Below are 24,898 nucleotides of genomic sequence, written 5' to 3'. Positions count from 1 at the left end.
CAGGCGTAACTCTATCCTGCGTGTGCCGCTCGGACGAGCGCCTTTCGGCAAGCATAGCTGGTCATACGCAGGTGCGGCCTCCCACCCATCCCGAATTACCATGTTTGAAATGCCGTATTGCCTTTGACCCCCGAGGCAAAAGACGGAAGTCTCGCGGAGGCCAGTTCTCAACGGCGATAATAAAAAGTTGTTGACGGCATCAAGATCTTTCAATAGTGTTCCCTCTACAACGAACAACTCGATTCGTTTACATATTCTGCAGAACCTTGGCAATTTCATTTCTCTCAGCAAACAGGTCCAAGTCTGTGTCGCAACTGTGTACGTTCTTGCTGAATTTGGAGATGGATTATGCCTTGGCTTTTGCCCAGGCTTGTAAGCGCCTCGATCTTTCCTGGTTTGAAAAAGATTGCCAATCAGTCTGCGTGACAATCCGGAAATTCTCTCAACCCAAGCACACAACCTATAGCGCTGTGCTGATGGGCATCTTGGCCACCTTTCTTCTCACCGCGCCCTCGCACGGCCAGGTTGCCACAGTCTCAGTCTTCCAAACGAAAACACAGGCAGCTATATCTTCAGGAAAGCCGTTTAGCGGTGTGACCCTCACTGCGAATGCCGACTGGGTGGCCGGATCTACTCATCAGACAGGTACGGCTCAGTTGAAAGCCGGTGCAGATGGATCGGGCTCTCTCCAACTCGACATTGGGGATGCAAGCAGAACTGAAGTCCAAACGAAATCTGATGCCTCTCGCGCTTGCACGTGGACAGATCACGCAGGAACCAGCCACGGCGTCCTCGGTCCCAACTGCTTAGTCGCCATGCCCTGGTTCGCGCCGAGTTTCTTTACGCAGCCGCTTTCCCTGCTGCCTGTACTCCTCGGAACAACCGATGACGGTGAGGTCGTGAAAGACGGTGTAACGCTCCATGAGATCAGCTATCAACTTAATCTACAAGGCGCCGATCCCAAGTCCACGACTCAAATGACCAAGCAAAGCACCGTGGAAGTTTTCTACGACCCTAAGACATTGCTCCCTCACAGCCTCGAATATGCAGTTCATCCCGACAACAATGACCTGCAAGACATTCCAGTGAGAGTCGTCTTCAGCAACTACCAGGCTAGTTCGGGTGTCATGCTGCCATTTCACATAGAGCGCTACCTCAATCGCACTCTTCAACTCACGCTGGACGTCACTACCGCTTCCATTGAATAACTTCACCTTTTGCCGAGGCTAGATATGAACCGCATCCTTCTTGTGCTTTGTGTGATTCTCCTGCTTGTTTGCCCGATGGCATTTGCTCAAAACCTCGGCACTGGACTCTATCCTTTCGGATCTTTCGACTCGCGCGGGTTCGACTCGATCAACCTAGGAAATCTGAATACTCATTTTGAGGTTCCGATAGTAAGCAAGCCAGGAAGAGGTCTATCCTTCGCCTACAGTCTCGTCTATGACGGGCTTATCTGGTCTCCCAGCACGACGACAGGGACTCAAACTTGGGTGGCGGATCCCAACTGGGGCTTTCACGGACAATTGCTTGGTGGCGCTGCTTACAATGGATATTTGACATACAGTTCATTGTCCACGCCTTGCCCGCCAGTAGGGTCACGCAGCATTCAAGGGAATCTGTATACGAATTATGTCTATCACGACCCATACGGAAAAAATCATCGTTTCAACTACTCTCTCAAAAGTTGTCCCCTGACCGACCCGGGAAATGGAACAGTTACGGGAAATGGATCGTCATCGGATGGATCTGGTCTCACATACAATCTCTCCGATTTCAAGGTTCATACCCGCAACGGAACGATCATTAATGCCCCAACCTATTCGGGACCGGGTTCTCCGTCCAATGGCAGCATCACTGATTCCAACGGTAATGTCATCACAAACAACGGAAATGGAACCTTCACAGATACAACTGGCAACACGGCTTTGACTGTTGGCGGATCCGGCACTCCAGCTAGTCCCACAACTTTTACATATCCAGTAGTGGAACAGGCAAACGGCGCTTCAACTGCTGCGGCGACGCTCGCATATAAAGCTTATACAGTTCAAACGAACTTTCAGTGTTCCGGAATCACAGAGTTCGGAGCCACGAGCGTTAATCTTGTCGACCACATCAGTCTGGCGGATGGAAGCACGTACAGCTTCACCTACGAGGCCACTCCCGGCGTGAACGGGGCGTTCACGGGTCGTCTGGCGTCGATCACGCTTCCGACCGGTGGAACGATCACTTACACTTATACGAATGGTTGCAATGGAAGCGGCATCAATTCCGACAGTACGGTTGGCGGCTTGATTCGGACCACGTCCGATGGTGCGAGAACGTACAGTCGCATTGCAATTAATTCCAATGCCACTACGACTAAGGTCCAAGACGAAAAGGGAAATCAATCCTCGTACTCTTTCAGCTACATTGGGCCTGTATTCTACGAAACCCATCGCCAGATCTATCAAGGCAGCGTCGGTGGAGCAGCGCTTCTTGAGCAGTTTACGTGCTACAACGGTGCGACTCCGCCATGTGATGGAGCCGCAATGGCGTTACCTATAACGCAGACCAGCACACTTTTGAACTACAACGGTAGCCTTCAACTGGGAACCACTAACGTCTATGACGCTTCAGGAATGCTAACGTCCTCCACCCTTAAGAATGGCACCAGCACCTTGGAATCCATCACGAACTCATACAACTCGTTGGAAGAACTGAAAGACTCTACTTCAAAAGACCAGAAAGGAACACCGTTCGCGTTCTCCTACTACGGCTATGATGAGGCCACGGCCACAGCGACTTCCGCTATTCCCCAACACGTTGCGGCGTCTGGTACGAGAGGAAATCAAACCTCCGCACACGTCTCCGCAGGAGCAACCTACCTCGTTACCACCACCACCTATTACGACACCGGCGTTCCGATTACAGTCACGACACCCAACGGAACCACCCGGTATGGCTATGAATCCACGCAGACCTTTGCCAACTCAACGACGCTTCCAACTCCGTCCAGTGGAATAGCTTTAGCAACTGCTGCCGGCTTCGATGCGAACTCCGGAGCGGCTCTTTCGTCGACGGACTTGAACACCCAAACGACACAGGCAACTCAATACGACGCCCTCCTTAGACCAACGATCATCACCCCCCCAAGTGCTGCTGGTGGTCAGGTGACGATCAGCTACAGTCCCACCCAGACCGGCGTAAATCAAGCAATGGGCAACGGTCAATCCACCAGCACTCAAACCCTCTTGGACGCTTACGGGAGAAAGAGCCGAGTCGCGGTTTACAACGGTCAATCGTCAAATACCTGGTATCAAACCGATTATTGCTATGACGCGACTGGCTTGCTGCAATTCCAATCTGTGCAATATCAGTCGACCGGATTTGTAGCGCCAAAACAGTGCTCCGGCAATGGAACTTCTTATGTGTATGACGCATTAGGGCGCGTGACGAGCTCCGCCAATTCGGACGGCACATCGTCTACCGACTACCTTGGAAGGGCAGTTCACACGACGGATGTAAACGGCATTCAAAAGATCACGCAGTACGATCTTCTCGGCAGAATCTCAGGTGTTTGCGAGATCACTGCAAAGACTGCGCCCGGTTCTCCAGCGCCCGCTGCCTGCAGCATGGATTACTACGGCGTTGGATATGTAACCAGCTATATGTATAGTCTTGCCAGCCACACTACAACTGTTATCCAAGGAGTGCAGCAAAGGACATTCATCACAGATTCTGCGGGTCGGACGGTGTCTATAACGGAACCGGAACGAGGGATCACGACGTATAGCTACGCCTATAACTCCACCGGTCTTCAGGTGACGCGACAGCGTCCACAGGCCAACCAGATCAACGCTGGCACGTTGACTACGACGACGACACAGTACGATTCCTTGGGCCGCGTTGTGAGCATCTCTTACAATGACTCACTAACGCCCAACAAGACGTACAACTATGACAGTCCTCTCGGTTGGAATTTCACACAATCCAACATCAAAGGACAGATGACCGCTGCAATCGCCACGAACAATACAGCTTCAGCTTTTAGCTATGACAGCATGGGAAGGATGACCGCCATTCAGGCCTGTGAGCCGTCCACTTGCGGAAACGCAAGTGCTTCACGCCCCGGGCGTACCTTCGGCTATGATTTGGTTGGCAACATAACATCCACATTCGACGGTGCGAGTGGAACGATTAGTTACACCCGCTCACCCGCTGGTGAAGTAACGTCGGTCACTAATCAGAGCTACACGGGGACTGGAAATCCGCCAAACTTGGTATCCAATGTGGTGAATGGTCCCTATGGTCCCTCAAGCTACAGCATGGGAAACGGTCTCTGTGCCACTCGTTACTACGACGGATTGGGCCGCAACACTCAAGGGTATGTGTTAAGCGGGGCGAGCCAGCCAGGTTGTACTAATGGCACCCAGGTTTACGGCTTCCTGATGAACTATAAAGGAAGTCAAGCTCCATCAACGTGCGATACCGTGACAAACCCATGTTCTACCTACAGCTACGATGAGTTCAATCGGGTAGCCTCACGCACTCAGGGCACGAACTTCACCTATACTTACGACCTCTACGGCAACCGCACCCAGCAGACCCTCACCCAGGGAGGGCCAGCACCGTCACCATCGTATACAGTCAATGCAGCTAACAACCAGATTCAGCAGGCGGGGTTTGTGTACGATGCGGCAGGAAACCTCACAAATGACACCGTTCATACTTATACCTACGACGCGGAAGGGAATCTTTTGAAAGTCGACGGTGGGTCGTCAGCGTACGTGTATGACGCTCTGAATCGGCGCGTTCGTCAGCAAACGGCCAGCGGGACGTATGAATACCTCTACGACCCGGCAGGGAGGCGCACCTCCCGCTGGAATGTCTCAAACAACTCGGGCGATGAGGGCCGTATCTATTGGGACGGAAAACAGATCGCATTCCGTGCTTATGATGGCACCACCTATTTCGAACATCAGGACTGGATGGGGACTGAACGCGTTCGCACGAACTATCTCGGAGCTGTCGCATCCAGCTATCCCTCGCTTCCTTGGGGGGACGGCTTTACATCCCCGTCAACTCCTCCTTACAGCAATCAAGATACCCTGCAGTATGCGCAACTCGATCACGATTCAGAATCAGGCACCGAGCATGCCCAATTCCGTCAATACTCCTCCACTTGGGGCCGTTGGATGAGCCCCGACCCCTATGACGGAAGCTACTCGATCAATCCGCAGAGCCTCAACCGATATAGCTATGTGTTGAATAATCCGTTGGGTCTCATCGATCCGAGCGGGCAATTATGTAGCGTCGTTGTCGGCGGAATCGAGCAATCGCCGAACACGCCTAGTACAACTGCGCAACAGCAGTTTGCTTCGAGAATAGGAGCCATCCAAGCCTTTCCGTATGCTGGCGGCGGTGTGGTCGGAGGAGCACTCGATGTTTTGGCGCAAGCTAACCTAAATACAAACGCAAGTTACGTTGCTGCCGCTGCGTTTACTGCCGCAGCTCAGAGTGGCCCATTCAACATATTCACGTTCAGCGGTGGGGCTCAAGCTACTATGAACGCACTGAATCTGGTCTCCCCCCAGGTACGGGGTTTGGTCAACAACATTACTATGTTGTCCCCTGGCGTCGCTGCGCCGTCAACGCCGTTAGGAGCCTTTCCCGTTGGAACCGGTAACACTACAGTTCTACTAGGCAATTCCTTTTTAGACAGCATAGCGGCAGGTGGCGCCGCCGGCACCGGTTTCACCGGATGTGGTCACGTTGCTAATTGCGCTTTCACAAACAACAATGCCCTGCTTCACCGTCTAGCGGGGGGCGGGAGTGGTTGTAACACAAAGGCTGTCTTTACGCCTCGAGGAACTCTCGGAGGCACCCAAATTGATTCATCCAACTGGTCTTACGCTTACTTCTTTGTTGGAGGTTTTGCTGACGACGGCGCTACCGTAACCTCCACCGAAGTAGATAATGTACCTTCAAATCCTAACTAGGGCTGACCTGGCAGTGTGCAAGGGAGACAATGGCATGAATAAGCCGAAGGATGTTGTAAGACAGATAATGATCCATACACTTGCGGCTTATCTGGCCATGCTGGCTAGTGTGATATTGACTGGGCTGCTAATTTTAGTTGTTCCCAGCGCAGGGAAATCATCAACGTCTCTAGGCAGAATTCTGGATCCACCATTTTGGGCTCCTCAGCTACTCTGTGGTGTTCTCATGGGTTGGTATTTTAAGAGACGTTTCGAGCTGCCAAATCCCGGCTTCGTCATGTTGATTCCATTGACGCTTCTGCTGTGGAATATCTTTTCTGAGGGTTTAGCGATTCGCCATTACGTTTCCTTGAAAGACGTTTATTTTTCGGCGAACAGTGGTGATACAGAAGGCTTATATAAGCTGTTTTTTACCGCACCGGTTTATACCGCTTTCGCTTACTGGTTGGGATCCTTAGGAGCAAAGCTGGTGAGGCCCTCTCATGCTAATCGTGTATCACTTAGTTAGGCATTGGTAGCGATTCTGAGGACTAGCCGATCACCCCCAGCAGACCCTCACCCAGGGAGGGCCAGCACCATCACCATCGTATACAGTTAATGCGGCTAACAATCAGATTCAAGGGTTCAGCTATGATGCAGCAGGAAACCTCACAAATGACACAGTCCATACTTACACCTACGATGCGGAAGGGAATCTGTTGAAGGTCGACGGTGGATCGTCGGTGTACGTGTATGACGCTTTGAATCGCCGCGTTCGTCAGCAAACGGCCAGCGGGACATATGAATATGTCTATGACCCCGCTGGACGGCGCACCTCCCGCTGGAACGTCGCCTTCAACTCAGGCGATGAGGGGCGCATCTATTGGGACGGAAGACAAATCGCATTCCGTGCTTATGATGGGACCACCTATTTCGAACATCAAGACTGGATGGGGACTGAGCGGGTTCGCACGAACTATACCGGAGTTGTCGCATCCAGCTATCCCTCGCTTCCCTGGGGGGACGGATTTACATCCCCGTCAACTCCTCCTTACAGCAATCAAGATACCCTGCAGTATGCGCAACTCGATCACGATTCGGAATCAGGCACCGAGCACGCCCAGTTCCGTCAATACTCCTCCACTTGGGGCCGATGGATGAGCCCCGACCCCTACGATGGAAGCTATGATGCAACCAATCCACAGAGCTTGAATCGGTATAGCTACGTCCTCAACGGGCCGCTGACCTTCACTGATCCCAGCGGGCTAAGGCAATGCAATGGAACGCCTGCCGACACAGACGGATTTTGTTTCACCAGCCCCCCCTCCCCGGGAGGTACACCACTACCTTGGTATATTGCAGAGTATGGAGGAAATTTCTGCGGCAATATAAATGGCGGCGGTGGACCATGTCAGACATCACCTGCTCTGGCTGCCCCAAATAACGTGAGCTGTGCCGGAAAGACAACCCTCGTAAACGGCAATATTCGTATTCAAGCAAATGCAGCAGGTGTCATTACTGCTGTGGGAATACCGCTGACTGGCGCTTCCGGGTATCAAACCACTACTGATTATGGAGTTAATTTCCAAGTACAGCCATCGACAATCGTGGGAGTGAGCCTCAACCCGAACGGTTCTCTTTCAGTCGGTGTCAATAATCCTATCTTCGTAAGCTCTGCAGGCTCTTTCTTCGGGGGCTATGTATCGTCTCTGACATTCTCGAACGGAGCATTCACGCAAGTTAATGGCTCTGTTTCATTTCTGGGCATTCATGGATCAACATCGACTCCATCGTCCAGGCTTGCAGGCATCCTCAACAGCAACTCTGGGTTGACTAACGCCGCTCAACTCTTACAGAGTGCTGCTCAACTAGCCCAATCCATTGTTGGCTGCAAGGTTGGTGGGTAATGATTAGGAAGCGAAATGCGTGGCTATTGTCTGGCACCGCGATTGTGCTTAGCTTAGTCGCATTCATCGGCTGGCAATGGCATCACTTTGCAACTCGACTACAGTCGATGCCAGTGAGCATTCCAAAAGATTTAGCACTTGACCCATTAGCTTCCGTTGTAGTTGACCCACAACTGCTCGACAGCTTGCACGACGCTCAGGCGGGCTCATCCTTGCCATTGCTACAGCGGTCTGCAGAAACGCCAAGATATTCCAAGGAGAGGGCAGAGTTGGCGTTAACATGGCTGCGTGCAAGCCGCATCTTCAAAGCCACTGATTGGTCGGCTCTCGACGGGAAAATACTGAGCAGCGATACACTGACAGGTATCTCTTCAGAGTCTCGCGTAGATGCATGGAACAAACCATTTTGTGTGCTGGTTGAAGATAAACAGGTCGCTTTCATCAGCAGCGATGGAACTGTCGCTCGCGACTGCAACTCGCTTCGCCATGTAGCTGAGAAAGCAGTGGCAGCATCGCACGATGCAAGGCTAACTAGAGCTGGGAGCCTATTGGTGACAGTTCAAAGCCGATCTGGCGGTGCAACGGCACCTGAGTCTCATTAAGCGTTGGCTGTTTCTACGGTCTTCTTTATCACTACGATGCAAGATACCTTCATCTACGACTGTACGTCACGACAAGTGCATTTGCACGACCAAGCAATTGCCCCAAGTAACGTCAACAAACAGTACCCTCTCTCAACCCATTGCGGTTCAAACGCCAGCCAAGTCATGGGAGCGGTCGAAAGTAATTTCGCAGCATTTGGAAACTACTCAGTAGGGCCGCTAAGCGTCAGCTTTCACCAACCAGCACAAATGGGAGCAGGGTCAGAGATACCAATTACGGTTGGGACGTTTGGGGTCAACCAGAACATGGGCGTCCAAGTTCAATCCATGTCATCGAGCAGGATGACTTTTAACACTCTCCCAGGTGGTCATTTGTTCTTTCCGGGAAGTATTACTTTCTCAGCCTCAGACACAGGCTCAGCCGGAATCAATTTCAATATCAATCTGTCTGGGAACTTCAATGGTCCAATCAACGCAGCCAAATATATTGCTGGCGGGTTTGCGTTTGAGAATGCCCAATGGAATCACTTTTTAGCGAAAGTTCAAGCGTATTGCTCGTTGGTGCCCTAAATGCTTACATCCGGTTTATTGTCGGCGATAGCGCTGATCACCCTAGTCGCATCGAGTGTGATCGGCTTGGTCCTGGGATTCGTCACCTGTCAGGTGTTGAAGGTCTCTTGGAACGCGAAGATGGCCGTAATAGATGCCCTGCTCATGGCGATGATCAGTATTGCAGCGGCCTTTGCGTTCGCCGTTGTCGAGTTGGCTCGCGGTCATCTTGAGCCTAGTCTGACGCCGATTTTGCTCATTGCGGCGGGGAGCGTAGTCCTTCGACATCTCATCCGTTTCGGGCGTCGGTCCGCCCACTAAGCGAGCAGTCGAGGACGCATCGTCTCAGCCGGGCGTGAGAGTCCCTTGCGAACCGGTGCTGCATGGCTCGTGAGAAGGGGTACGCCAGACGTGCGAGTGGGTGTCTTGGACGCGATACCGCTTCGATCAGGTAGGACACGGCTTCGGTCGAGGGATCAAACTCAACGACAAATCGCTCCTGTCCCTGCTCGATGTGCCTGGCCGTGGTTGCGTACGTGAACCCAAACTGGGTGGGGCTGTCCACGGTCTCCACGATGCGGTTGAAGACCACCGACCACAGACAGACCGTGTGAACTTCGACTCCTACCAGTTGCCCCGTCTCGATCTCAGCGCCGGGGTTGAGCACATGAACCCAGCCCAAATCGAACTGCCGCCATCGGCGGAAGCCGTCGCGTGCGGCCTCGAAAGCCTGCAAACCTCTCCCCACGTCAGTACGGGAAAGATCGTGCACAAAGCCCTTGGGTGGTGTTCCATGTGCCCCGTCTGCCAAAGTCAGCAGATGAGGGCTGGAGACCGGAGTCTCAAGAGCGGTGGTCAGAAGCCTCAGCTTCTCGTCTTCGCTCGGCCTGAATAGTCGGAACATACTTCCAGTATCTCTGCTCTCTGGCCTCTGTGGCGATCCGATCAAAGAGCACGCTGCTTCGCATCGGGTTGATAGGGACATACCACCCCGGAACGGGTGCTGTAGAGTAACCGAAAGTTACGCTTCGGGAACTTGCTGAAAACAAGCGGCTAATAGAAAAACTGGGCTTAAAGCGTTACCCTAGAGGCGAGCGCAGGTTGCTGTAGGGGAACCATCTGAGAATCAGTCCCTTAGCCCGCCTCCGGCCCCCTGTTGTCCTTCCGAGCGACGCACGGGCCTCGTGCGGCCATCCTCTCAAATCTCTCCCAGGCGGTGCGCGATGAAGCCGCCGCTCCGTACAAAATCGGTTGGCACCAAGGTTAGCGAAGAGGAGTTCGCTGCGTTGGAGAGTCGTGCCCGAGCGGGAAGCTGACGCTCTCGGAGTGGGTTCGGGCGGAGCTTCTGGAGCCGAGAAGCGACGGCGGGGCGGCGGGAACAGAGGTTCTGTTGGGCGAAGTTCTGGCCCTGCGGACGATCCTGATGCGACCGTCCCGGAGCCAAAGCCGGAACCCTTCCGCCCCACTCCGCGATCGTCAGCCCTCCTCTGGTTCGATCTCCGCCGCCGCTTCAGGGAATACTCGAAAGCATGGCCGAGCCGGAGGCCGGTGTGGACGTGGACGGCGTTCTTCCTGTCGCTTCTGTTCTTCGCCGGGCTGCTGACGCTGGAGTACGAGCAGAGCCGGTTTAGTTGGAGTCGCAGTCTGTCTTCGGATAATCGGCTAGGATGAACGCCTTTGTAATTGCCCCAAAAAACGGCGCTGTGTCAAAGGCTAGGGACGCTTTCCTGGGGGTATGTTTGGGGGTATGTTTCAGTACATCACAGATATGTAATTGATAATAAATTATATACAGTTGGATATGAATCCCTGTCTCGATCTTTTTGACCCTCTTAAGATCAACAAACTATAGCGTAATCCGTACCGCTCAACTCTAGAGTGCTTTTTCTGACTACCTCTGAACCGCCCACTAGGTATGAAAGGTAACGATCAGGAGCAAGATTACGCCGAGGTATGCCATTGGATAGATCCATCTACCGGCGGAGTGCACCATCACCGCCGTAGACCTCCTTCCACGTTTTTGCAGAAGATAGACCGTAAGAATTTCAAAGACACAAAGAAAGCAAAGGGCGAAACTGGCGAGGAAGACTGCATCCAGAAAAGTAACGTAGCCAACTCGCGGAAGGTCGCGTGTAATCGTGAACTCGAAGGCCACCATGGAGAGCAGCATGGTCATCGGAACTTTCAGGAGCCAGTCGAACTGCTCGACGTCGATCCAAAAGACGACCATTGGAACCAGAGTCATCATCGCCAGCGGCACAAATATCTTCCAGAGATAAAAGCCTGCTCGTCGTTTGACAACAAGCTGGAAGACCGCTTCCTGAGCTGGGGGAAGGAAGCGATCAGTGGCCACCTTTTCCGCGGTGTAGCGAAGATCGTTTATTTGCCAGGCAGCGAGCTGAGTATGTTGCTCCGGACTGATGCCCGTCGACGGCAGCGGCTGGGGGGCGAATCGAATCTCAGAGGCGGTTGAAAGAAATGGTTGAAATTCAAACTGAAGGACCTGCTTGTCGAAGGGAAATCTCCTCAAGTCGTAGTCGTTGGAAAGAACCGCGTCGAAGCGTTCGATGTAGGTTACAAAGCCATCTCTGTCGGCCACCAGAGAGTACTGGTTCATCTTGTGAGAGATGGAGTTCGCCGCCTCAATCGCTGGAGCCCAGAGGTCTTCCAGCCGAAACGTGCGAATCAGCGTCTGCTCCGTTCCCTTATCTGCGGCTTGGTCCGCGGGCACGGCAAGGCGCGGATCCTGCCATTTTGCAGTAAGATAGCCACCAACCTCAAAACTCTCACGGGATTCGTCTATCGCTACAAAGTTTGTGATGTAAAGCCCCACCGAAATCTCAATTGGCGTCTTTCCGCCGGTCGGATGTTTGTTAAGATCCACATTGGGCTTTGCTGCCGCTTTCACTGCGGAAGATGCGGGAACGGCAATGGGGGCCATTATCAAAAACATAGCTAGCTTTGCACGGAAGAGACCGCATTGCTTCATGGAGTTGTCCAGGAGGAAAGTGCCCCCCACTGTATCAGAAATCCTGCCGAGAGAGGCGACTCCTATTTCCTTGGTTACGACCGAGGGGCCAATGCCGTTCAATCTAGATGAATTGGGTTGGCCTTATCTACTAGTCGGCAAAGGCTCACTTAGAGCGAGCCTTTCAACTCCTTCTTCCCATACTTCAAAGATCGATAAACCTCGGCTCTCTCCGGCGGAGTGCGGCTATTCTTGTAGTTTTGCGCTACGCTCATTTCTGCCATCGAATATAGATCTCCTTCCTGCATCGACGCTTCGCCGCGCCGCGCCAATACTGCCTGGAAATCGAGGTTGGCCTGAGGCGTCTGACTCAATGCGGTATGCGCCATGCCGCGCAGATACGCAGCGAACAACGCCTGGTCATCGTGTCCGGAAGCATCCAGATTTGGAATAGCCTTCCCCGGTTCATTGATGCCAATTGCCGCTGCAGCCTTCAACTCCGGCGCGTAGTTCTGGGCCACTGCAGTATTTCGCGGAAAATATTGTTGCAGAATAAGAGCGGTCTTTACCGCATACGGTTGATCTCCACAAAGAGCCGCTGCCATCCCCGCGTTAAAGCTTGCAACCGGCCCCTTCGGCAAGCCCTTCCCTTCCTCAACCATCGCGAGCGCGACAGGGCAACTCTCCGCAAGAGCGTGATCAAGCGCACCCTGCGCCAACAAATACGCCTGAGTGCCAGATAGCTCAACCTCGTCGCCGGCTTTCGCAGCCGCACTCCGCCACAGGTCCAGAGCCGCGCCCTTCTTTCCTGTGTTATCCAGATAAAGGCCGTACTCATTCAAGTCTGCGTAAGTCACCTGCGTGCGATTGCCCATCGTTGGTTCGACGAGCGCAGCCTGCAGTTCTTTTTCCTGCTCGGCCACAAGATCTTCCCTCCCGTCCAGATAAGCCGCGGTCAGAACATTGGTACGACTCGCAACGCCAACATGACCAGCCTGTGCTTCCAATTCAAGAACGCTCCCGTACCGATCCATCCCAATCAGATCGCGTTCTGCCTCGATATAAGCCTCTGCATCGAACGGGTTCGACTCATATCCCTGCTGCGCCGCCTGCAAAGCCTCCGGGAAGAGCCGTTGTACTCGCAACGCCAGCGCCAGATCCTTTCGCCCATCAACGCTGAGCGGATACCGCAACACATACTCACGAATCGTCCTGGTAGCCTGAACCAGATCCCCGCTCCCATTCATCTCGAAGCAGAACTTAGCCAGCAACTTCACCGCCTCGCTCGAGTGAACAGCAGCATCGCGTGCGAAACCGGCAGCATTCGCCGACGCCACTTCAGCTTTCTCTTCGCGATAGAGCCACGCAAGACGCATCTGCGCCTGAACAAACTTTGGGTCGAAACGGACAGCCTCCTGATACGCCTTCAACGCATCGGTGACTCGCCCACTCTGCTCCGCCGTCGCACCCGCGAAGTAAGCGTGCAACGCCTCCAGACTTCCCGATGCCTCATCGGCAAATGGAGTATTTCTTCGCAGGTCGGCTTTACTGTCTGCGCTGACCTCTCTCCGCACGGCCAGCGCCAGTCGTCCGATCGCCGCCGGAATCTCTTCCCTGCTTCCAGCAATCTCATCGAGGCTCGCCACTTTGTCATTCGAGTCTGTTCGTAATACGTCGACACTAATCGTGTAGGGCGCCTCCGATCCATTCGACCCATTGATCTCCCCATACAAATAGGCTCGCGCACCAATCTTCTGCGCGACACTCCACACCGGCACCGTCATGTTCGCGCCTGTGTTCTCCGGCTCGATCTGCACCAGGCCCGCGTGATACGCCTCACCACCCAGTACATTCAAAGTCCGCGATTGACGCAATGCAATCTCAAGTCCCTGCATCACCGTTCCATCCAGCGTCTTGTCTCCGGTCTTGTTTTGGATAAGAGTCAGCAGCAAACGATCACTCGGCTTCAGCACCATCGGCCGAAAGAGGCTCATGCCCATCGTGAGAGAGGCTGCCGCCGCGATGCCGAGAACTATCGCCGTTGCGACTACCATTCTCACCCGGGCCCTCTTCCCCTGCTCGGCCACCAACTCTGCCAGCGAGTCCTCTTCAGAGCCCACCCACTCCTCTGCTTTATGTTGCATATCGGCGCCGCGTTCTTCTTCACCGACGGCCAATCCGCCTCGCAACCTTACCGAACCCGGTTCATAAGAGAATGTCTTCGCTGCTGCCGGCGCGCCATAATCAACATGCGGTACGACGGGGTCTTGAGAGGAGTCACCTTGCACGGCAACGCCGTATTCGGAGCGCTGTTGCCACTGCGTATCCACATCGCTACCATGATCTCCCTTCGGCCTGAGTGCAGGACGGGTCCGTTTGTTGCCGTTACTTGCCCCCCTCGTCTGCGCTACCGGGAGCCGACCGCCCGGCGTGTCGCCTTCGCCGCGGTCAGACTTGCGCTTCGGTCCCTTATGCAAAGCCACCGGATCATAAGCGCGAACCAGCGGAACCGCCGACAAAGTCCCCTTATGTAGCCATCCGCCTCGACCCAGCTTCCCCCCGACTCTGGTCAAGGCTTCCTGCAACTCCTGCGTCGTCTGGAATCGTTCGCCCCGACTCTTCGCCATCAGCTTGAGGATGACCCGCTCCAGGTCGCGTGGAATCGATTCATTCCAGTTACGCACCGAGTCCGGCGTATGACTGAGAAGCTGCACAAACATCAGCGCGCTGGTCGTCCCTTCGAACGGCACACGCCGCGTCGCCATCTCATACAACACCACGCCCAGCGAAAACATGTCCGATCGCGTGTCCAGCGACTCGCCCCGCGCCTGCTCCGGCGACATATACGCCACCGTCCCAACCGTCGCCCCCGACAGCGTCATATCCAGCGTCCGCGACTCCCACCCGCCGCGTTCTTCGAGTCCAATCTTCGCTAGTCCGAAGTCCAACACCTTCGCCTGGCTCTTTCCATTTGGCATCTTCACCAGAAAGATATTTGCCGGCTTGATGTCTCGATGCACAATCCCTTTGGTGTGTGCTGCCGCCAGCGCGTCCGATATCTCCAGCGCATAGCGAACGATCTCACCCGGCGAAAGCGCACCGCGTTCGATGCGAGACTTTACCGTCTCGCCCTCCAGCAGCTCCATCACGAGATAAGGAGTGCCGTTCCGTTCGCCAATGTCGAACACCGTACAGATATTTGGGTGATTCAGTGCAGACGCCGCCCGTGCCTCCTGCAGGAAGCGCTCCCGCATTCCGGGCATCTTATAGCTCTCGTGCAGAAGCTTTACCGCAACCTCGCGATGCAGTCGCTCATCCCAGGCGCGAAAGACCAGGCCCATACCTCCGCCGCCCAGTGTGCCCAGGATCTCGTACGGACCGAACCTCTGGCCAGCCTCAGGAATCATTGCCTCGGTTGCCTTCTCTTTTCCCCAGCCTCGATCAGAACCGATATCTTCGCTCAGCGATCACCCTCAACTCTCGCATAGCCCGACAGGGGAATATATCCCCCAAGCGTGGCATGTCGTTCAAGCCACTACCCTCTCCATCAGACGTCGTCGGCACGACCTATAATCAGTCTGTGAACTCCCCCACCCAAATCGAACGTCGCCCATCCAACCAGACCCTCCTGATCGACGCCGACGACACGCTCTGGGAGAACAACATCTACTTCGAGCGCGCCATCACCAGCTTCATCTCCTACCTCGATCACCGCATCCACACCGCCGACGAGGTCCGCAGTCACCTCATCCGAGTCGAGCACGACACCATCCGCATTCACGGCTACGGACTTCACAGCTTCCGCCGATCGCTGGCCGCCTGCTTCGAGCAGCTCAGCGATGCCCCCATGACAGACGAAAAACACCGCCGCATCGAAAGCTTCGCCCAGTCCATCGCCGAGCAGGAGATCGAGCTTCTCCCCAACGTTGCCTCCACGCTCAGCGAACTCGCCACGCGCCATCGTCTCATTCTAGTGACCAAGGGAGACCATGAGGAGCAGACTGGCAAGCTGCATCGCTCTGGCCTCGCCCGTCACTTCTCTGCCGTTGAGGTGCTCTCGGAAAAACACCACCAGGCCTACGAATCCCTCGTCTCCCACCACGCCTGCGACTCGTGCAACACCTGGATGATTGGCAACAGCCCACGTTCGGACGTCAATCCCGCGCTCTCCGCCGGACTGAACGCCATCTTCATCCCGCACGACTTCACCTGGGTCCTGGAGCACGAGGTCGTCAACCCGCCCCCTCCCGGCCGGCAATTACTCGAGCTAGCCAGCTTCGCCGAACTCACCCGTCTCTTCTAGGCAAGCCGTGGGCTCTTGCAATCGCGCATCTCATCGAATAACTTCGCCTGCTTCGCCAGAATCGCAGCCTTTGTCGCCAGGTCAGGCTGCAGGTTCCAATCATGGGCCCCACCCAGCACCACGCCATTCGCCGCGAAAATATATCAGTATCCTCATAGACCGTGGCATAAGTCACCTCCGGCTGAGGCAGCAGAATCGTCAGTTGTCCCCGGACCGGTGTCATCTCCTCGTCGCCGAATAGTGCCTTAGCCCCAGGGCCCGTGCAGTCGAAGTGTAATAGTCTTCGCGTTCATCCGTCAGCATTTGTGTTCGGGCTTACGGTCCGACCAAGGAGAATGAGATGTCCAATCCAAATCAATGCCCCAGCCTGGTGTGTAACTGCCCACTCGCCTGCTGCCCATGGTGCATCGCCTGTGCCTGTAATCCATCCAACTAACTTAATCAAACGCGGCGGCGACGGGTCAGTCCTTACGTCGCCGCCTTCACTAAGGATTCGCCCATGCAGACGCAAGCGATCGCCGACCTCTCCCTCCGGCGAACTCATTTTCTCCACTTCGTCCAGCGCCGCGTCGACTCCCGTGCCACCGCCGAAGACATCATTCAGAGCGCCTACATTCGCGCTCTCGAACACGCCGCATCCTTGAACAAGGAGGAGTCTGCCGTCGCCTGGTTCTACCGCATCCTGCGTAACGCCGTTATCGACTACTACCGCCACCGCGCCGCTGAGGACCGCGCTCTCGAACGGTGGGCCTACGATCTTGCAACCGAGCTTCCCGTCGACCCCCAGACCGAGCAGATCGTTTGTGGCTGTGTCGAACAGGTTCTACCCACCCTCAAATCCTCCTACAGTTCCATCCTCCGCAACGTCGACCTCGACGGCCAGAGCCTTGAAGCCTTCGCCTCCAGCACGGGAATCACCCCCGGCAATGCCGCCGTTCGCATTCATCGAGCACGGCAGGCGCTCAAAAAGCAACTCATCCTCGTCTGCAGAGTCTGCGCCAAACTCGCCTGCGTCGACTGCACCTGCGCCTGACCGCAACTCCCCCACATCACTCTTTTTCCCCAACATTCACACTCCCTCAACCTCCAACAAAATCTCCCTGTATCCTCTATATGGACTACAAAGAAGTTGTGAGAGGTGTATGAGCGAAGGCCGTTGGGTTTTATTGATCGCGAGTGAAGTTGGTGGTACGGATTCAGTCTCAGACCGCGCTATGGAGCGTCTGGTTGAGGCGATCCGTCTCGAAGGATATGAGGTGGTTCGCACCTCCACGCCGGAGGACGGTCTATCTCTGGTCACATCCGACCCGTCCTACAGCGCAATCCTTCTGGACTGGGACCTCGAGGGCGAGAACCAGTTTGCCGAAGGCGCGGCGCTGGCCATCCTGCGCGCCGTTCGCCGCCGCAACAAGAAGATTCCCATCTTCCTCATCGCAGACCGCACCCTTGTCAGCGAACTCCCCCTCGAAGTCGTCAAGCAGGTTCACGAGTACATCCACCTCTTCGGCGACACCCCTGCCTTCATCGCCAACCGCGTCGACTTCGCCGTCGAGCGTTACCACGAGCAGCTCCTCCCGCCCTACTTCCGCGAGCTCAAAAAGTACAACGATCAGGGAGCCTACTCCTGGGACGCGCCTGGCCACATGGGCGGCGTCGCCTACCTCAAGCACCCCGTCGGCATGGAGTTCCACAAGTTCTTCGGCGAAAACATCATGCGTTCGGACCTCGGCATCTCCACCGCGCCGCTAGGCTCCTGGCTCGATCACATCGGGCCTCCCGGCGAATCCGAGCGCAACGCAGCCCGCATCTTCGGCGCCGACTGGACCTTCTACGTCCTCGGCGGCTCCAGCACCTCCAACCAGATCGTCGGCCACGGCGTCATCGCGCAGGACGACATCGTCCTCGCCGACGCCAACTGCCACAAGTCCATCTGCCACTCCCTCACAGTCACCGGCGCGCGCCCCGTCTACATGAAGCCCACGCGCAACGGCTACGGCATGATCGGCCTCGTCCCCCTCAAGCGCTTCAGCCCCGAGTTCATCCGCGGCATCATCGACAAGAGCCCGCTCACCACCGGCGTCGCCAACCAGAACCCCACCTACGCCGTCGTCACCAACTCCACCTACGACGGCCTTTGCTACGACGTGAACCGCGTCGTCACCGAGCTCTCGAAGTCCGTCCCACGCATTCACTTCGACGAGGCCTGGTACGCCTATGCCAAGTTCCACGAGATCTACCAGGGCCGATTCGCGATGGGTGTCCCAGACGACATGCCCGATCGCCCCACCATCTTCGCCGTCCAGTCCACGCACAAGATGCTCGCCGCCTTCTCGATGGGCTCCATGATCCACGTCAAGCTAAGCCCTCGCGCCAATCTCGACTTTGATCAGTTCAACGAGTCCTTCATGATGCACGGCACCACCTCGCCCTTCTACCCGCTGATCGCCAGCCTCGACGTAGCCGCCGCCATGATGGACGAGCCCGCCGGCCCTACCCTGATGAGCGAGACCCTGCAGGACGCCATCAGCTTCCGCAAGGCCATGTCGTCCATCGGCCACCGTCTCCGCGAAGCCGAACAGGGCTGGTTCTTCCGCCTCTATCAACCTGAGTACGTCTTCGATCCGCTCGACGGAAAGACCTACCTCCTCGAAGAAGCCGCCGACGGCCTTCTCACCAACCGCTCCAGCGCCTGGACTCTCAAGGTCGGCGAAGAGTGGCATGGCTATCAGGACGAGGACATCGCCGACGACTACTGCATGCTCGACCCCACCAAGGTCACCATTCTCGCTCCCGGAGTCAACGCCCAGGGCGTCGTCAGCGAGTGGGGCATTCCCGCAGCCATCGTCACCGAGTTCCTCGACGGACGCCGCGTCGAGATCGCCCGCACCGGCGACTACACCGTCCTCGTCCTCTTCTCCGTCGGCACCTCCAAGGGCAAGTGGGGCGCCCTGCTCGAAAACCTCTTCGAGTTCAAACGCCTCTACGACTCCGAAGCCTCCCTCGAAGAGGCCCTGCCCGAACTGGTCTCCCGCTTTCCTCATCGGTATCGCAACGTCAGCCTCAAAGAGCTCTCCGACGAGATGCACGCCGCGATGGTTCAACTCAACCTCTCCGGCCTCGTCAACGATGCCTGCGACGAAGACTTCGACCCTATCCTCACCCCTGCCCAGACCTACCAGAAGCTCCTCCGCCACGAGACGGAAAAGATTCGCTTCTCCGAGATGGCCGGTCGAATCGCTGCGGTCATGCTGGTTCCCTACCCTCCCGGCATCCCAATGTCGATGCCCGGCGAACGTCTCGGCAGCGCCGAGAGCCCCGTCATCAAGCTCATCCTCGCCATGGAAGAGTTTGGCAAGCGCTTCCCCGGCTTCGAGCGCGAGGTCCACGGCATCGAAACCGACGCGGAAGGAAACTACTGGATGCGCGCCGTCATCGAAACCCCCGGCAAGAAGAAAAACGGCAATGGCCACGGAAAACAGCGTCCACCAAACGCCGCCCCGCCGGTCCAGAAGAAGAAGCGCGTTCCTGCAACCTCGCCTATCGTTCCAGGAAGCGGCCTCGCCTCGGAGAGGTAGTTTCATCAAGCATTTATCAACTTAACCCAACGGCCTTTTCTGTTGACAGAAGAGGCCGTTCCCTTTAACGTGCCACCATAGTCGATGACGATTGATCACTGGTTTTGAACTTCTGATTTCCCGTCACCGTACTCCTCCCGCTTACATCACGGCCTGGCATTTTCTGTAGTTTCACCGGTTGAAGCTGGCCTTCTCTTCCAACATGGAACGGCCCTGGTACAACCGGCAATCATTCCGGAAAACAAACCAAGAAAGGTCCTATGATGAAAAAACTTCTACTTGCTCTGATCTCCATTGGGGTGACCTTACCGGCTGTTGCGCAAAACAAGATTGATGATCGCCTTGGCAATTCAGCCGAGGTGTTGAAGCAGATCCTTGCCAGACCCGATGGAATCCCACAAAATCTCCTCGATAAATCCGTGTGTGTGCTCGTGTTTCCCGCCGTCAAAAAGGTAGGAATCGGCTTGGGCGTAACCTATGGCCGTGGCGTCATCGTCTGCCGATCCGGCACGGACATGACCGGTCCGTGGTCTGCTCCTGCGATGTACAAACTCGATGTCGGCAGCTTAGGGGTGCAGCTCGGTGGTTCTTCCACGGACTACGTCCTGCTGGTCGAAACCAAGACCGGAGCTCAGAAGATCCTATCCGGCAAGCTCAAACTTGGTGCTGACGCAACCGCCGTTGCCGGGCCAACCGGAGCGAAGGCGGTCGCTGCCAACGATCCAAACGTCGATATCCTCACCTACTCCAGAGCCAAAGGCGGACTCTTTGCCGGCGTTTCTTTAGGCAGCGCCTCTATGGACAGCGACAACGACGCGAACAAGACGGTATACGGCAAAGACATTACAGCAACTGAGATCGTCCGCGAGGGAGGCGTTACCATAACGCCCGCGGGTAAAGCCCTCGATAACATCCTAAGGAAGGCGTCGCCCACGCGTTCGCAGACCGCCAACTAATCCGCAAAAAAAAAATGACCCAGAGGGGTGGCGTCAACATTCAGCCGACGCCATCCTCCGGGCCTTTGTTTTCGCTTGTCACGCCGCAGCGCCACCGAATGAGCGAACGTCTCCAAACCAGATGAGATAGCAAGAACAAACTCGTCCTGGCATCCTCGCGAGCCCCAAAAACCTTATCCACATCCGCTCCCACTCAACCCGTCGCAGATGCTATACTTACCTTCGGATTGCTTACCGCACCTCGCGCTTCCCAAGCGTCGAGATAAAGCGCGGAGGTGGCGAAATTGGCAGACGCACTAGCTTGAGGTGCTAGCGCCGCAAGGCATAGGGGTTCAAGTCCCCTCCTCCGCACCAATCCAAACTTTTTTCAAGGATTTATTCAGGGTCGACCGAAAGGTTGACCCTTTGCTTTGACTGTCACTCGGCGTTCCAGGCGACGGGAGATAGGACAGTGGGCGCTTACACAGCACCAGATCCGCGAAACACTGCAGGAATCGTCTGAAAGAGAATCTTGATATCCAGCCAGACCGACCACTGATCGATATACCGCATATCCAGAGCCATCCATTCGTCGAATCCGATCGAACTCCGGCCCATAATCTGCCACAGGCACGTAATTCCAGGCTTCACGCTGAACCGTCGTCTATGCCAGTCCTGCGAAAATCCCTCGTAGTCGCGCAGCGGAAGCGGTCGCGGACCCACAAGGCTCATATGTCCAACCAGCACATTGATTAGTTGCGGAATCTCATCAAGACTCGTCTTGCGAAGAAATTTGCCTGCTGGAGTAATCCGCGGATCATTCTTCAGCTTGAATGTCGGCCCCTGCGTCTCATTCAGGTGCTCCACCTGCGACATAAGACGTTCCGCATCCTGCACCATCGTACGAAACTTCAGAATCTCAAACGACCGCTTGCCGTACCCCATCCTGACCTGTCTAAAAAAGACGGGACCCGGATCGGTCAGCTTGATCAACAGCGCGATCATCAGGAAGAGCGGTGCGAGCACCACCAGCAACAGCAGCGAAACCGTGACATCGGTCGCACGTTTGATCATGAACGCCCAGGCATTCCAGGATTCATCGTGCAACGTGATCGTGCCCACGGTCTCACGCATAAAGTCGCTCCGCTTCGACTCATCCTGATCGAAAAAAGTGCCGAGAAACCGGACGGCGATCCCGTGATCGCGGCACGAGGAGATAATGCCAGCAATCTGCTGGTAGAACGAAGCCAGAGGCAGAGCCACAATGACCTCGTCCACAGGCAGTGTTCTCAGCAGTTCAGGAATCGAATCCAGGCCGCCGACTAAAGCTCCCAGTTGAGAGTCAGCCGTCTGCTTACTCCACCATTGATCATCCACGAAACCCTGAACGCAGTATCCCCACTCCGGGTGGTTGGCCAGCTCTCGCACGAAGCTGCTGGCGCGCCGATTGGTGCCCACAATCAGCACATGTCTCCGATTATGCCCACGGGCTCGAAACGTCTGCATCGTCGCGCGAGCCACCAGACGTGTCGTAAGAAATGCCGCGAAGCTCATAATGCCGAAGAGCGCCGCGACCACGGCCAGATCTATTGTGTTGCGCATGGAACGGGATGCGATCAGCCATAGCCAGATACAACTCAACACCGCACACAGCGAGCTGGCAGTGCAGACATCGAGTGCCTCTCTCACAGAGCCCGCCAAGCGACGGGAACGATAAAACCCATTGGACCTGAGCACCACATGCCATCCCAGCGCCAGCACCAGCGTCGCCGCAAAGACCTGGATGGGATAGTGGGTCTCCAGCGAGTTGAAGACATCGAATGGTCGCTGATGAACCGCTGTGATGTAGGAAAGGCCAAGACAGCAAAACAACAGCCCCAGATCGCCGATGGGCGCCAGCTCTAAAATGGTTGTTCGATTGGAAGGTGTCATTGGGGAAGCCCCTTCTGAAAGTGCCTTCTCGCAAGGTTGGTGGAACCGTTGAGCAACAAGTTAAGCCCGAATGTGGCAGGTCCCAGAGTAACCTGTCCCAGCCCCAGCAAGCAATGATGAAAAATACCCGAGAAGCATTTCTCACACGAGACGATGCGATTTTGCAAAACCGTGAATTCTTCTATCGAAACGTCGCCGTCGTGTCTCCGACTTGTCACGAAGACGATACCTGTGGACAAAATAAGAATGGCGTCCACACCGCAACCTGCGGTATAAGGAGACTTGAGCATTTTTCTGGTGCAGCGCGACATCGAGCCTGAGAAAATTCTTATCAACGACACCCGCCCATGCTGGAGGGACTCATCCATAGACGTACCTACAAAATTGCTCCTGCACTTCCACCACCTCTTCCCCATGAGCTCCAAACGGTTCTCTCGGGCAAAGCCAGGATCTGGTGAATATTGTCAAAGGGTTCCTCGAAATCTATTTTCGATATCTAAGATATCGCCACGATCAAGCCAACTCGTTCTCGATTTTGATCGTCCTAATGGGGGGCACACTACCTGTAGAAACCAAGTTTCTATACCAAGGCAAGACGCGAGCGGCCATTCGCCAATCTCGATCTCGCACATAAAAAATAAGACACTGGGAGACCCTATGAGTGATTCGATTCACATTGCAGTCGTCGGTTCCGGCTATGTCGGATTAGTAGCTGCTGTTTGTTTTGCAGAGATGGGTCACAGCGTCGTATGCGTGGACAATGACCAGAAAAAAGTGTCCGCCTTGCAAGCGGGAGAGAGCTTGATTCACGAGAAGTATCTGCCTGAGCTTCTCCAGCGGTATCGCAACGCCAGGGTGCGTTTTACCACTGACCTCTCCGCCGCCACGCGCGAAGCCCAGGCCATCTTCATCGCAGTGGGCACTCCTCAGAGCGAGACAGGAGATGCCGACCTGTCCTACGTCGAAGCCGTCGCCAGTGAGATTGCGCGTTCGATCACCACCTATAAAGTCATCGCCGAAAAGAGCACAGTTCCCGTCTACACCAACGAATGGATCCGCAGGGTCATGGAGCGCAACGGTGTCTCGCGGGAGATGTTCGATGTCGTCTCCAACCCCGAGTTCCTGCGCGAAGGAACGGCCGTCGCCGACTTCCTCCATCCCGATAGAATCGTAGTAGGAACCGATAGCGACCGCGCCGCCGAGATCATGTCGAAGATCTACGAGCCCTTGACCACGGGCAGGTACTACGCCAAGGCAGGAGCGATCGACGGCTCCTGCAATCACGACACTCCACCGCCTCTGCTGCGCACCTCCACCAAGAGCGCCGAGATCATCAAGCATGCCTCCAACGCCTTCCTCGCCCTCAAGATCTCCTTCATCAACGCCGTCTCCAATCTCTGCGAGGCCGCAGACGCCGACGTCGAACAGGTAGCCCAGGGCATGGGCCTCGACAGCCGCATCGGTCCAAGATTTCTGCGGCCCGGCATCGGCTATGGTGGATCCTGCTTCCCGAAGGATGTCGCTGCCTTCCGCTCCGTCGCCGAGCAACTCGGAGTCAACTTTGCTCTCCTCACCGAAGTCGAAAACATCAATGCCGATCAGAAGCGCCGATTTCTCAGCAAGGTCCGTTCCGCGCTCTGGACGCTCCGCGGCAAAAAGCTCGGTGTCCTCGGCCTCGCCTTCAAAGGCGGAACCGACGACATACGCGACTCTCCCGCGATAGATCTGGTCCGAATGTTGATTGAGGAGGGTTGCTCCATCCGCGCCTTCGATCCCGCCGCCATGCAACGCGCGCAACAGATACTCCCTGAGGGACCGGAGATTCAATACGCCTCCGACCCCTACGACGCTTCGAACGATGTAGACGCCCTCCTGATCCTCACGGATTGGTCGGAGTTTGCCCGTCTCGATCTTCAGCGTCTCAGCGCGACAATGCGCTTTCCCATCATCCTCGATGGCCGCAATCTCTATGACCCAGAACTGATGCTGGAAAATGAGATTACTTATTTCAGCGTAGGCAGGCCCACACGACATCACACCGAGGAGCTCGCAGCCGTCGCGTCTCGCTCTCGATAAGGATTTTAGCCAAGTCGTCGTTCCGATGTATTGAAATATCTTGTGCGCGATCCGGTTGGTCTCCCTCAGGCAGCCACCGGGCCTCGCATCT

18 protein-coding genes and 1 tRNA gene are annotated in these 24,898 nt (G+C 55.6%); 14 read left to right on the top strand and 5 right to left on the bottom strand.

Features of this window, described 5'->3' with window-relative positions; all coding sequences use genetic code 11:
* The first annotated feature begins 341 nt into the window (after nt 1-341).
* The 7 genes from HDF10_RS18490 to HDF10_RS18460 all read left to right on the top strand — a co-directional run bounded on the left by HDF10_RS18490 (nt 342) and on the right by HDF10_RS18460 (nt 9,339).
* On the top strand, nt 342-1,208 hold the full coding sequence (locus HDF10_RS18490) for a hypothetical protein (RefSeq protein WP_183816047.1): 867 nt from the start codon (nt 342-344) through the stop codon (nt 1,206-1,208).
* Between the two features lie 24 nt (nt 1,209-1,232).
* Nucleotides 1,233-5,981, top strand: a complete 4,749-nt coding sequence (locus HDF10_RS18485; RefSeq protein ID WP_183816045.1) for an RHS repeat domain-containing protein — start codon at nt 1,233-1,235, stop codon at nt 5,979-5,981.
* Between the two features lie 34 nt (nt 5,982-6,015).
* The gene (locus tag HDF10_RS18480; protein WP_183816044.1) at nt 6,016-6,489 is read left to right on the top strand and encodes a hypothetical protein; all 474 of its coding nucleotides are present in this window, start codon (nt 6,016-6,018) and stop codon (nt 6,487-6,489) included.
* 190 nt (nt 6,490-6,679) lie between these two features.
* The gene (locus HDF10_RS18475; RefSeq protein WP_183816042.1) at nt 6,680-7,867 is read left to right on the top strand and encodes an RHS repeat protein; all 1,188 of its coding nucleotides are present in this window, start codon (nt 6,680-6,682) and stop codon (nt 7,865-7,867) included.
* A gap of 26 nt (nt 7,868-7,893) precedes the next feature.
* A complete protein-coding gene (locus tag HDF10_RS18470) occupies nt 7,894-8,469 on the top strand; it encodes a hypothetical protein (protein ID WP_183816040.1) in 576 nt (191 codons plus the stop codon).
* A 3-nt stretch (nt 8,470-8,472) separates the two neighbouring features.
* Nucleotides 8,473-9,039, top strand: a complete 567-nt coding sequence (locus tag HDF10_RS18465) for a hypothetical protein (protein WP_183816038.1) — start codon at nt 8,473-8,475, stop codon at nt 9,037-9,039.
* Nucleotides 9,040-9,339, top strand: coding sequence for a hypothetical protein (locus tag HDF10_RS18460; protein WP_183816036.1), 300 nt, complete (start codon nt 9,040-9,042; stop codon nt 9,337-9,339). It begins immediately after the preceding gene.
* On the opposite strand, the gene HDF10_RS18455 is transcribed toward HDF10_RS18460, so the two are convergent.
* On the bottom strand, nt 9,308-9,922 hold the full coding sequence (locus tag HDF10_RS18455) for a DUF1990 domain-containing protein (RefSeq protein ID WP_183816034.1): 615 nt from the start codon (nt 9,920-9,922) through the stop codon (nt 9,308-9,310). The two genes, HDF10_RS18460 and HDF10_RS18455, sit on opposite strands and share 32 nt — an antisense overlap.
* A gap of 392 nt (nt 9,923-10,314) precedes the next feature.
* Here HDF10_RS18455 and HDF10_RS18450 point away from each other — a divergent pair, with 392 nt between their 5' ends.
* Entirely contained in the window at nt 10,315-10,689 is a 375-nt protein-coding gene (locus tag HDF10_RS18450) for a hypothetical protein (RefSeq protein ID WP_183816033.1), read from the top strand.
* Nucleotides 10,690-10,927: 238 nt separating this feature from the next.
* On the opposite strand, the gene HDF10_RS18445 is transcribed toward HDF10_RS18450, so the two are convergent.
* Both HDF10_RS18445 and HDF10_RS18440 read right to left on the bottom strand, forming a co-directional pair.
* A complete protein-coding gene (locus HDF10_RS18445; protein ID WP_221271868.1) occupies nt 10,928-11,902 on the bottom strand; it encodes a ligand-gated ion channel in 975 nt (324 codons plus the stop codon).
* Nucleotides 11,903-12,156: 254 nt separating this feature from the next.
* Nucleotides 12,157-15,393, bottom strand: coding sequence for a serine/threonine-protein kinase (locus HDF10_RS18440; protein WP_183816029.1), 3,237 nt, complete (start codon nt 15,391-15,393; stop codon nt 12,157-12,159).
* A gap of 8 nt (nt 15,394-15,401) precedes the next feature.
* Here HDF10_RS18440 and HDF10_RS18435 point away from each other — a divergent pair, with 8 nt between their 5' ends.
* The 5 genes from HDF10_RS18435 to HDF10_RS18415 all read left to right on the top strand — a co-directional run bounded on the left by HDF10_RS18435 (nt 15,402) and on the right by HDF10_RS18415 (nt 21,174).
* Nucleotides 15,402-16,289 (top strand): HAD family hydrolase, encoded by an 888-nt coding sequence (locus tag HDF10_RS18435; protein ID WP_260177991.1) that lies wholly within the window; start codon nt 15,402-15,404, stop codon nt 16,287-16,289.
* Nucleotides 16,290-16,788: 499 nt separating this feature from the next.
* Nucleotides 16,789-17,322 (top strand): sigma-70 family RNA polymerase sigma factor, encoded by a 534-nt coding sequence (locus tag HDF10_RS18430; protein ID WP_183816026.1) that lies wholly within the window; start codon nt 16,789-16,791, stop codon nt 17,320-17,322.
* 109 nt (nt 17,323-17,431) lie between these two features.
* A complete protein-coding gene (locus tag HDF10_RS18425; RefSeq protein WP_183816024.1) occupies nt 17,432-19,864 on the top strand; it encodes an Orn/Lys/Arg family decarboxylase in 2,433 nt (810 codons plus the stop codon).
* A 260-nt stretch (nt 19,865-20,124) separates the two neighbouring features.
* The gene (locus tag HDF10_RS18420) at nt 20,125-20,820 is read left to right on the top strand and encodes a lipid-binding SYLF domain-containing protein (protein ID WP_260177990.1); all 696 of its coding nucleotides are present in this window, start codon (nt 20,125-20,127) and stop codon (nt 20,818-20,820) included.
* A 269-nt stretch (nt 20,821-21,089) separates the two neighbouring features.
* Nucleotides 21,090-21,174, top strand: a tRNA-Leu gene (locus HDF10_RS18415).
* A 105-nt stretch (nt 21,175-21,279) separates the two neighbouring features.
* Here the strand turns inward: HDF10_RS18415 and HDF10_RS18410 are convergent.
* Nucleotides 21,280-22,731, bottom strand: a complete 1,452-nt coding sequence (locus HDF10_RS18410) for a sugar transferase (protein ID WP_183816022.1) — start codon at nt 22,729-22,731, stop codon at nt 21,280-21,282.
* Nucleotides 22,728-23,099, bottom strand: coding sequence for a hypothetical protein (locus HDF10_RS18405; protein WP_183816020.1), 372 nt, complete (start codon nt 23,097-23,099; stop codon nt 22,728-22,730). The genes HDF10_RS18410 and HDF10_RS18405 overlap by 4 nt, the downstream gene beginning before the upstream one ends.
* A 289-nt stretch (nt 23,100-23,388) precedes the next feature.
* Between HDF10_RS18405 and HDF10_RS18400 the strand changes: the two genes are divergently transcribed.
* On the top strand, nt 23,389-24,807 hold the full coding sequence (locus tag HDF10_RS18400) for a UDP-glucose dehydrogenase family protein (protein ID WP_183816018.1): 1,419 nt from the start codon (nt 23,389-23,391) through the stop codon (nt 24,805-24,807).
* Nucleotides 24,808-24,898: the final 91 nt, after the last annotated feature.

Origin of the sequence: Tunturiibacter empetritectus (assembly GCF_014201375.1) — a bacterium.
Classification (GTDB): Bacteria; Acidobacteriota; Terriglobia; order Terriglobales; family Acidobacteriaceae; genus Edaphobacter; species Edaphobacter lichenicola_D.
Note: the sequence above shows the minus strand (reverse complement) of the source record. Positions and strands in the feature narration are given on the sequence as shown.

Excerpts from the sequence above, each read along its gene's own strand:
- HDF10_RS18490 (WP_183816047.1), top strand. The coding sequence starts at position 342 with ATGGATTATGCCTTGGCTTTTGCCCAGGCTTGTAAGCGCCTCGATCTT.
- HDF10_RS18485 (WP_183816045.1), top strand. The coding sequence starts at position 1,233 with ATGAACCGCATCCTTCTTGTGCTTTGTGTGATTCTCCTGCTTGTTTGC.
- HDF10_RS18480 (WP_183816044.1), top strand. The coding sequence starts at position 6,016 with ATGAATAAGCCGAAGGATGTTGTAAGACAGATAATGATCCATACACTT.
- HDF10_RS18460 (WP_183816036.1), top strand. The coding sequence starts at position 9,040 with ATGCTTACATCCGGTTTATTGTCGGCGATAGCGCTGATCACCCTAGTC.
- HDF10_RS18455 (WP_183816034.1), bottom strand. The coding sequence starts at position 9,922 with ATGTTCCGACTATTCAGGCCGAGCGAAGACGAGAAGCTGAGGCTTCTG.
- HDF10_RS18440 (WP_183816029.1), bottom strand. The coding sequence starts at position 15,393 with ATGATTCCTGAGGCTGGCCAGAGGTTCGGTCCGTACGAGATCCTGGGC.
- HDF10_RS18430 (WP_183816026.1), top strand. The coding sequence starts at position 16,789 with ATGCAGACGCAAGCGATCGCCGACCTCTCCCTCCGGCGAACTCATTTT.
- HDF10_RS18425 (WP_183816024.1), top strand. The coding sequence starts at position 17,432 with ATGAGCGAAGGCCGTTGGGTTTTATTGATCGCGAGTGAAGTTGGTGGT.
- HDF10_RS18420 (WP_260177990.1), top strand. The coding sequence starts at position 20,125 with ATGATGAAAAAACTTCTACTTGCTCTGATCTCCATTGGGGTGACCTTA.
- HDF10_RS18410 (WP_183816022.1), bottom strand. The coding sequence starts at position 22,731 with ATGACACCTTCCAATCGAACAACCATTTTAGAGCTGGCGCCCATCGGC.
- HDF10_RS18405 (WP_183816020.1), bottom strand. The coding sequence starts at position 23,099 with ATGGATGAGTCCCTCCAGCATGGGCGGGTGTCGTTGATAAGAATTTTC.
- HDF10_RS18400 (WP_183816018.1), top strand. The coding sequence starts at position 23,389 with ATGAGTGATTCGATTCACATTGCAGTCGTCGGTTCCGGCTATGTCGGA.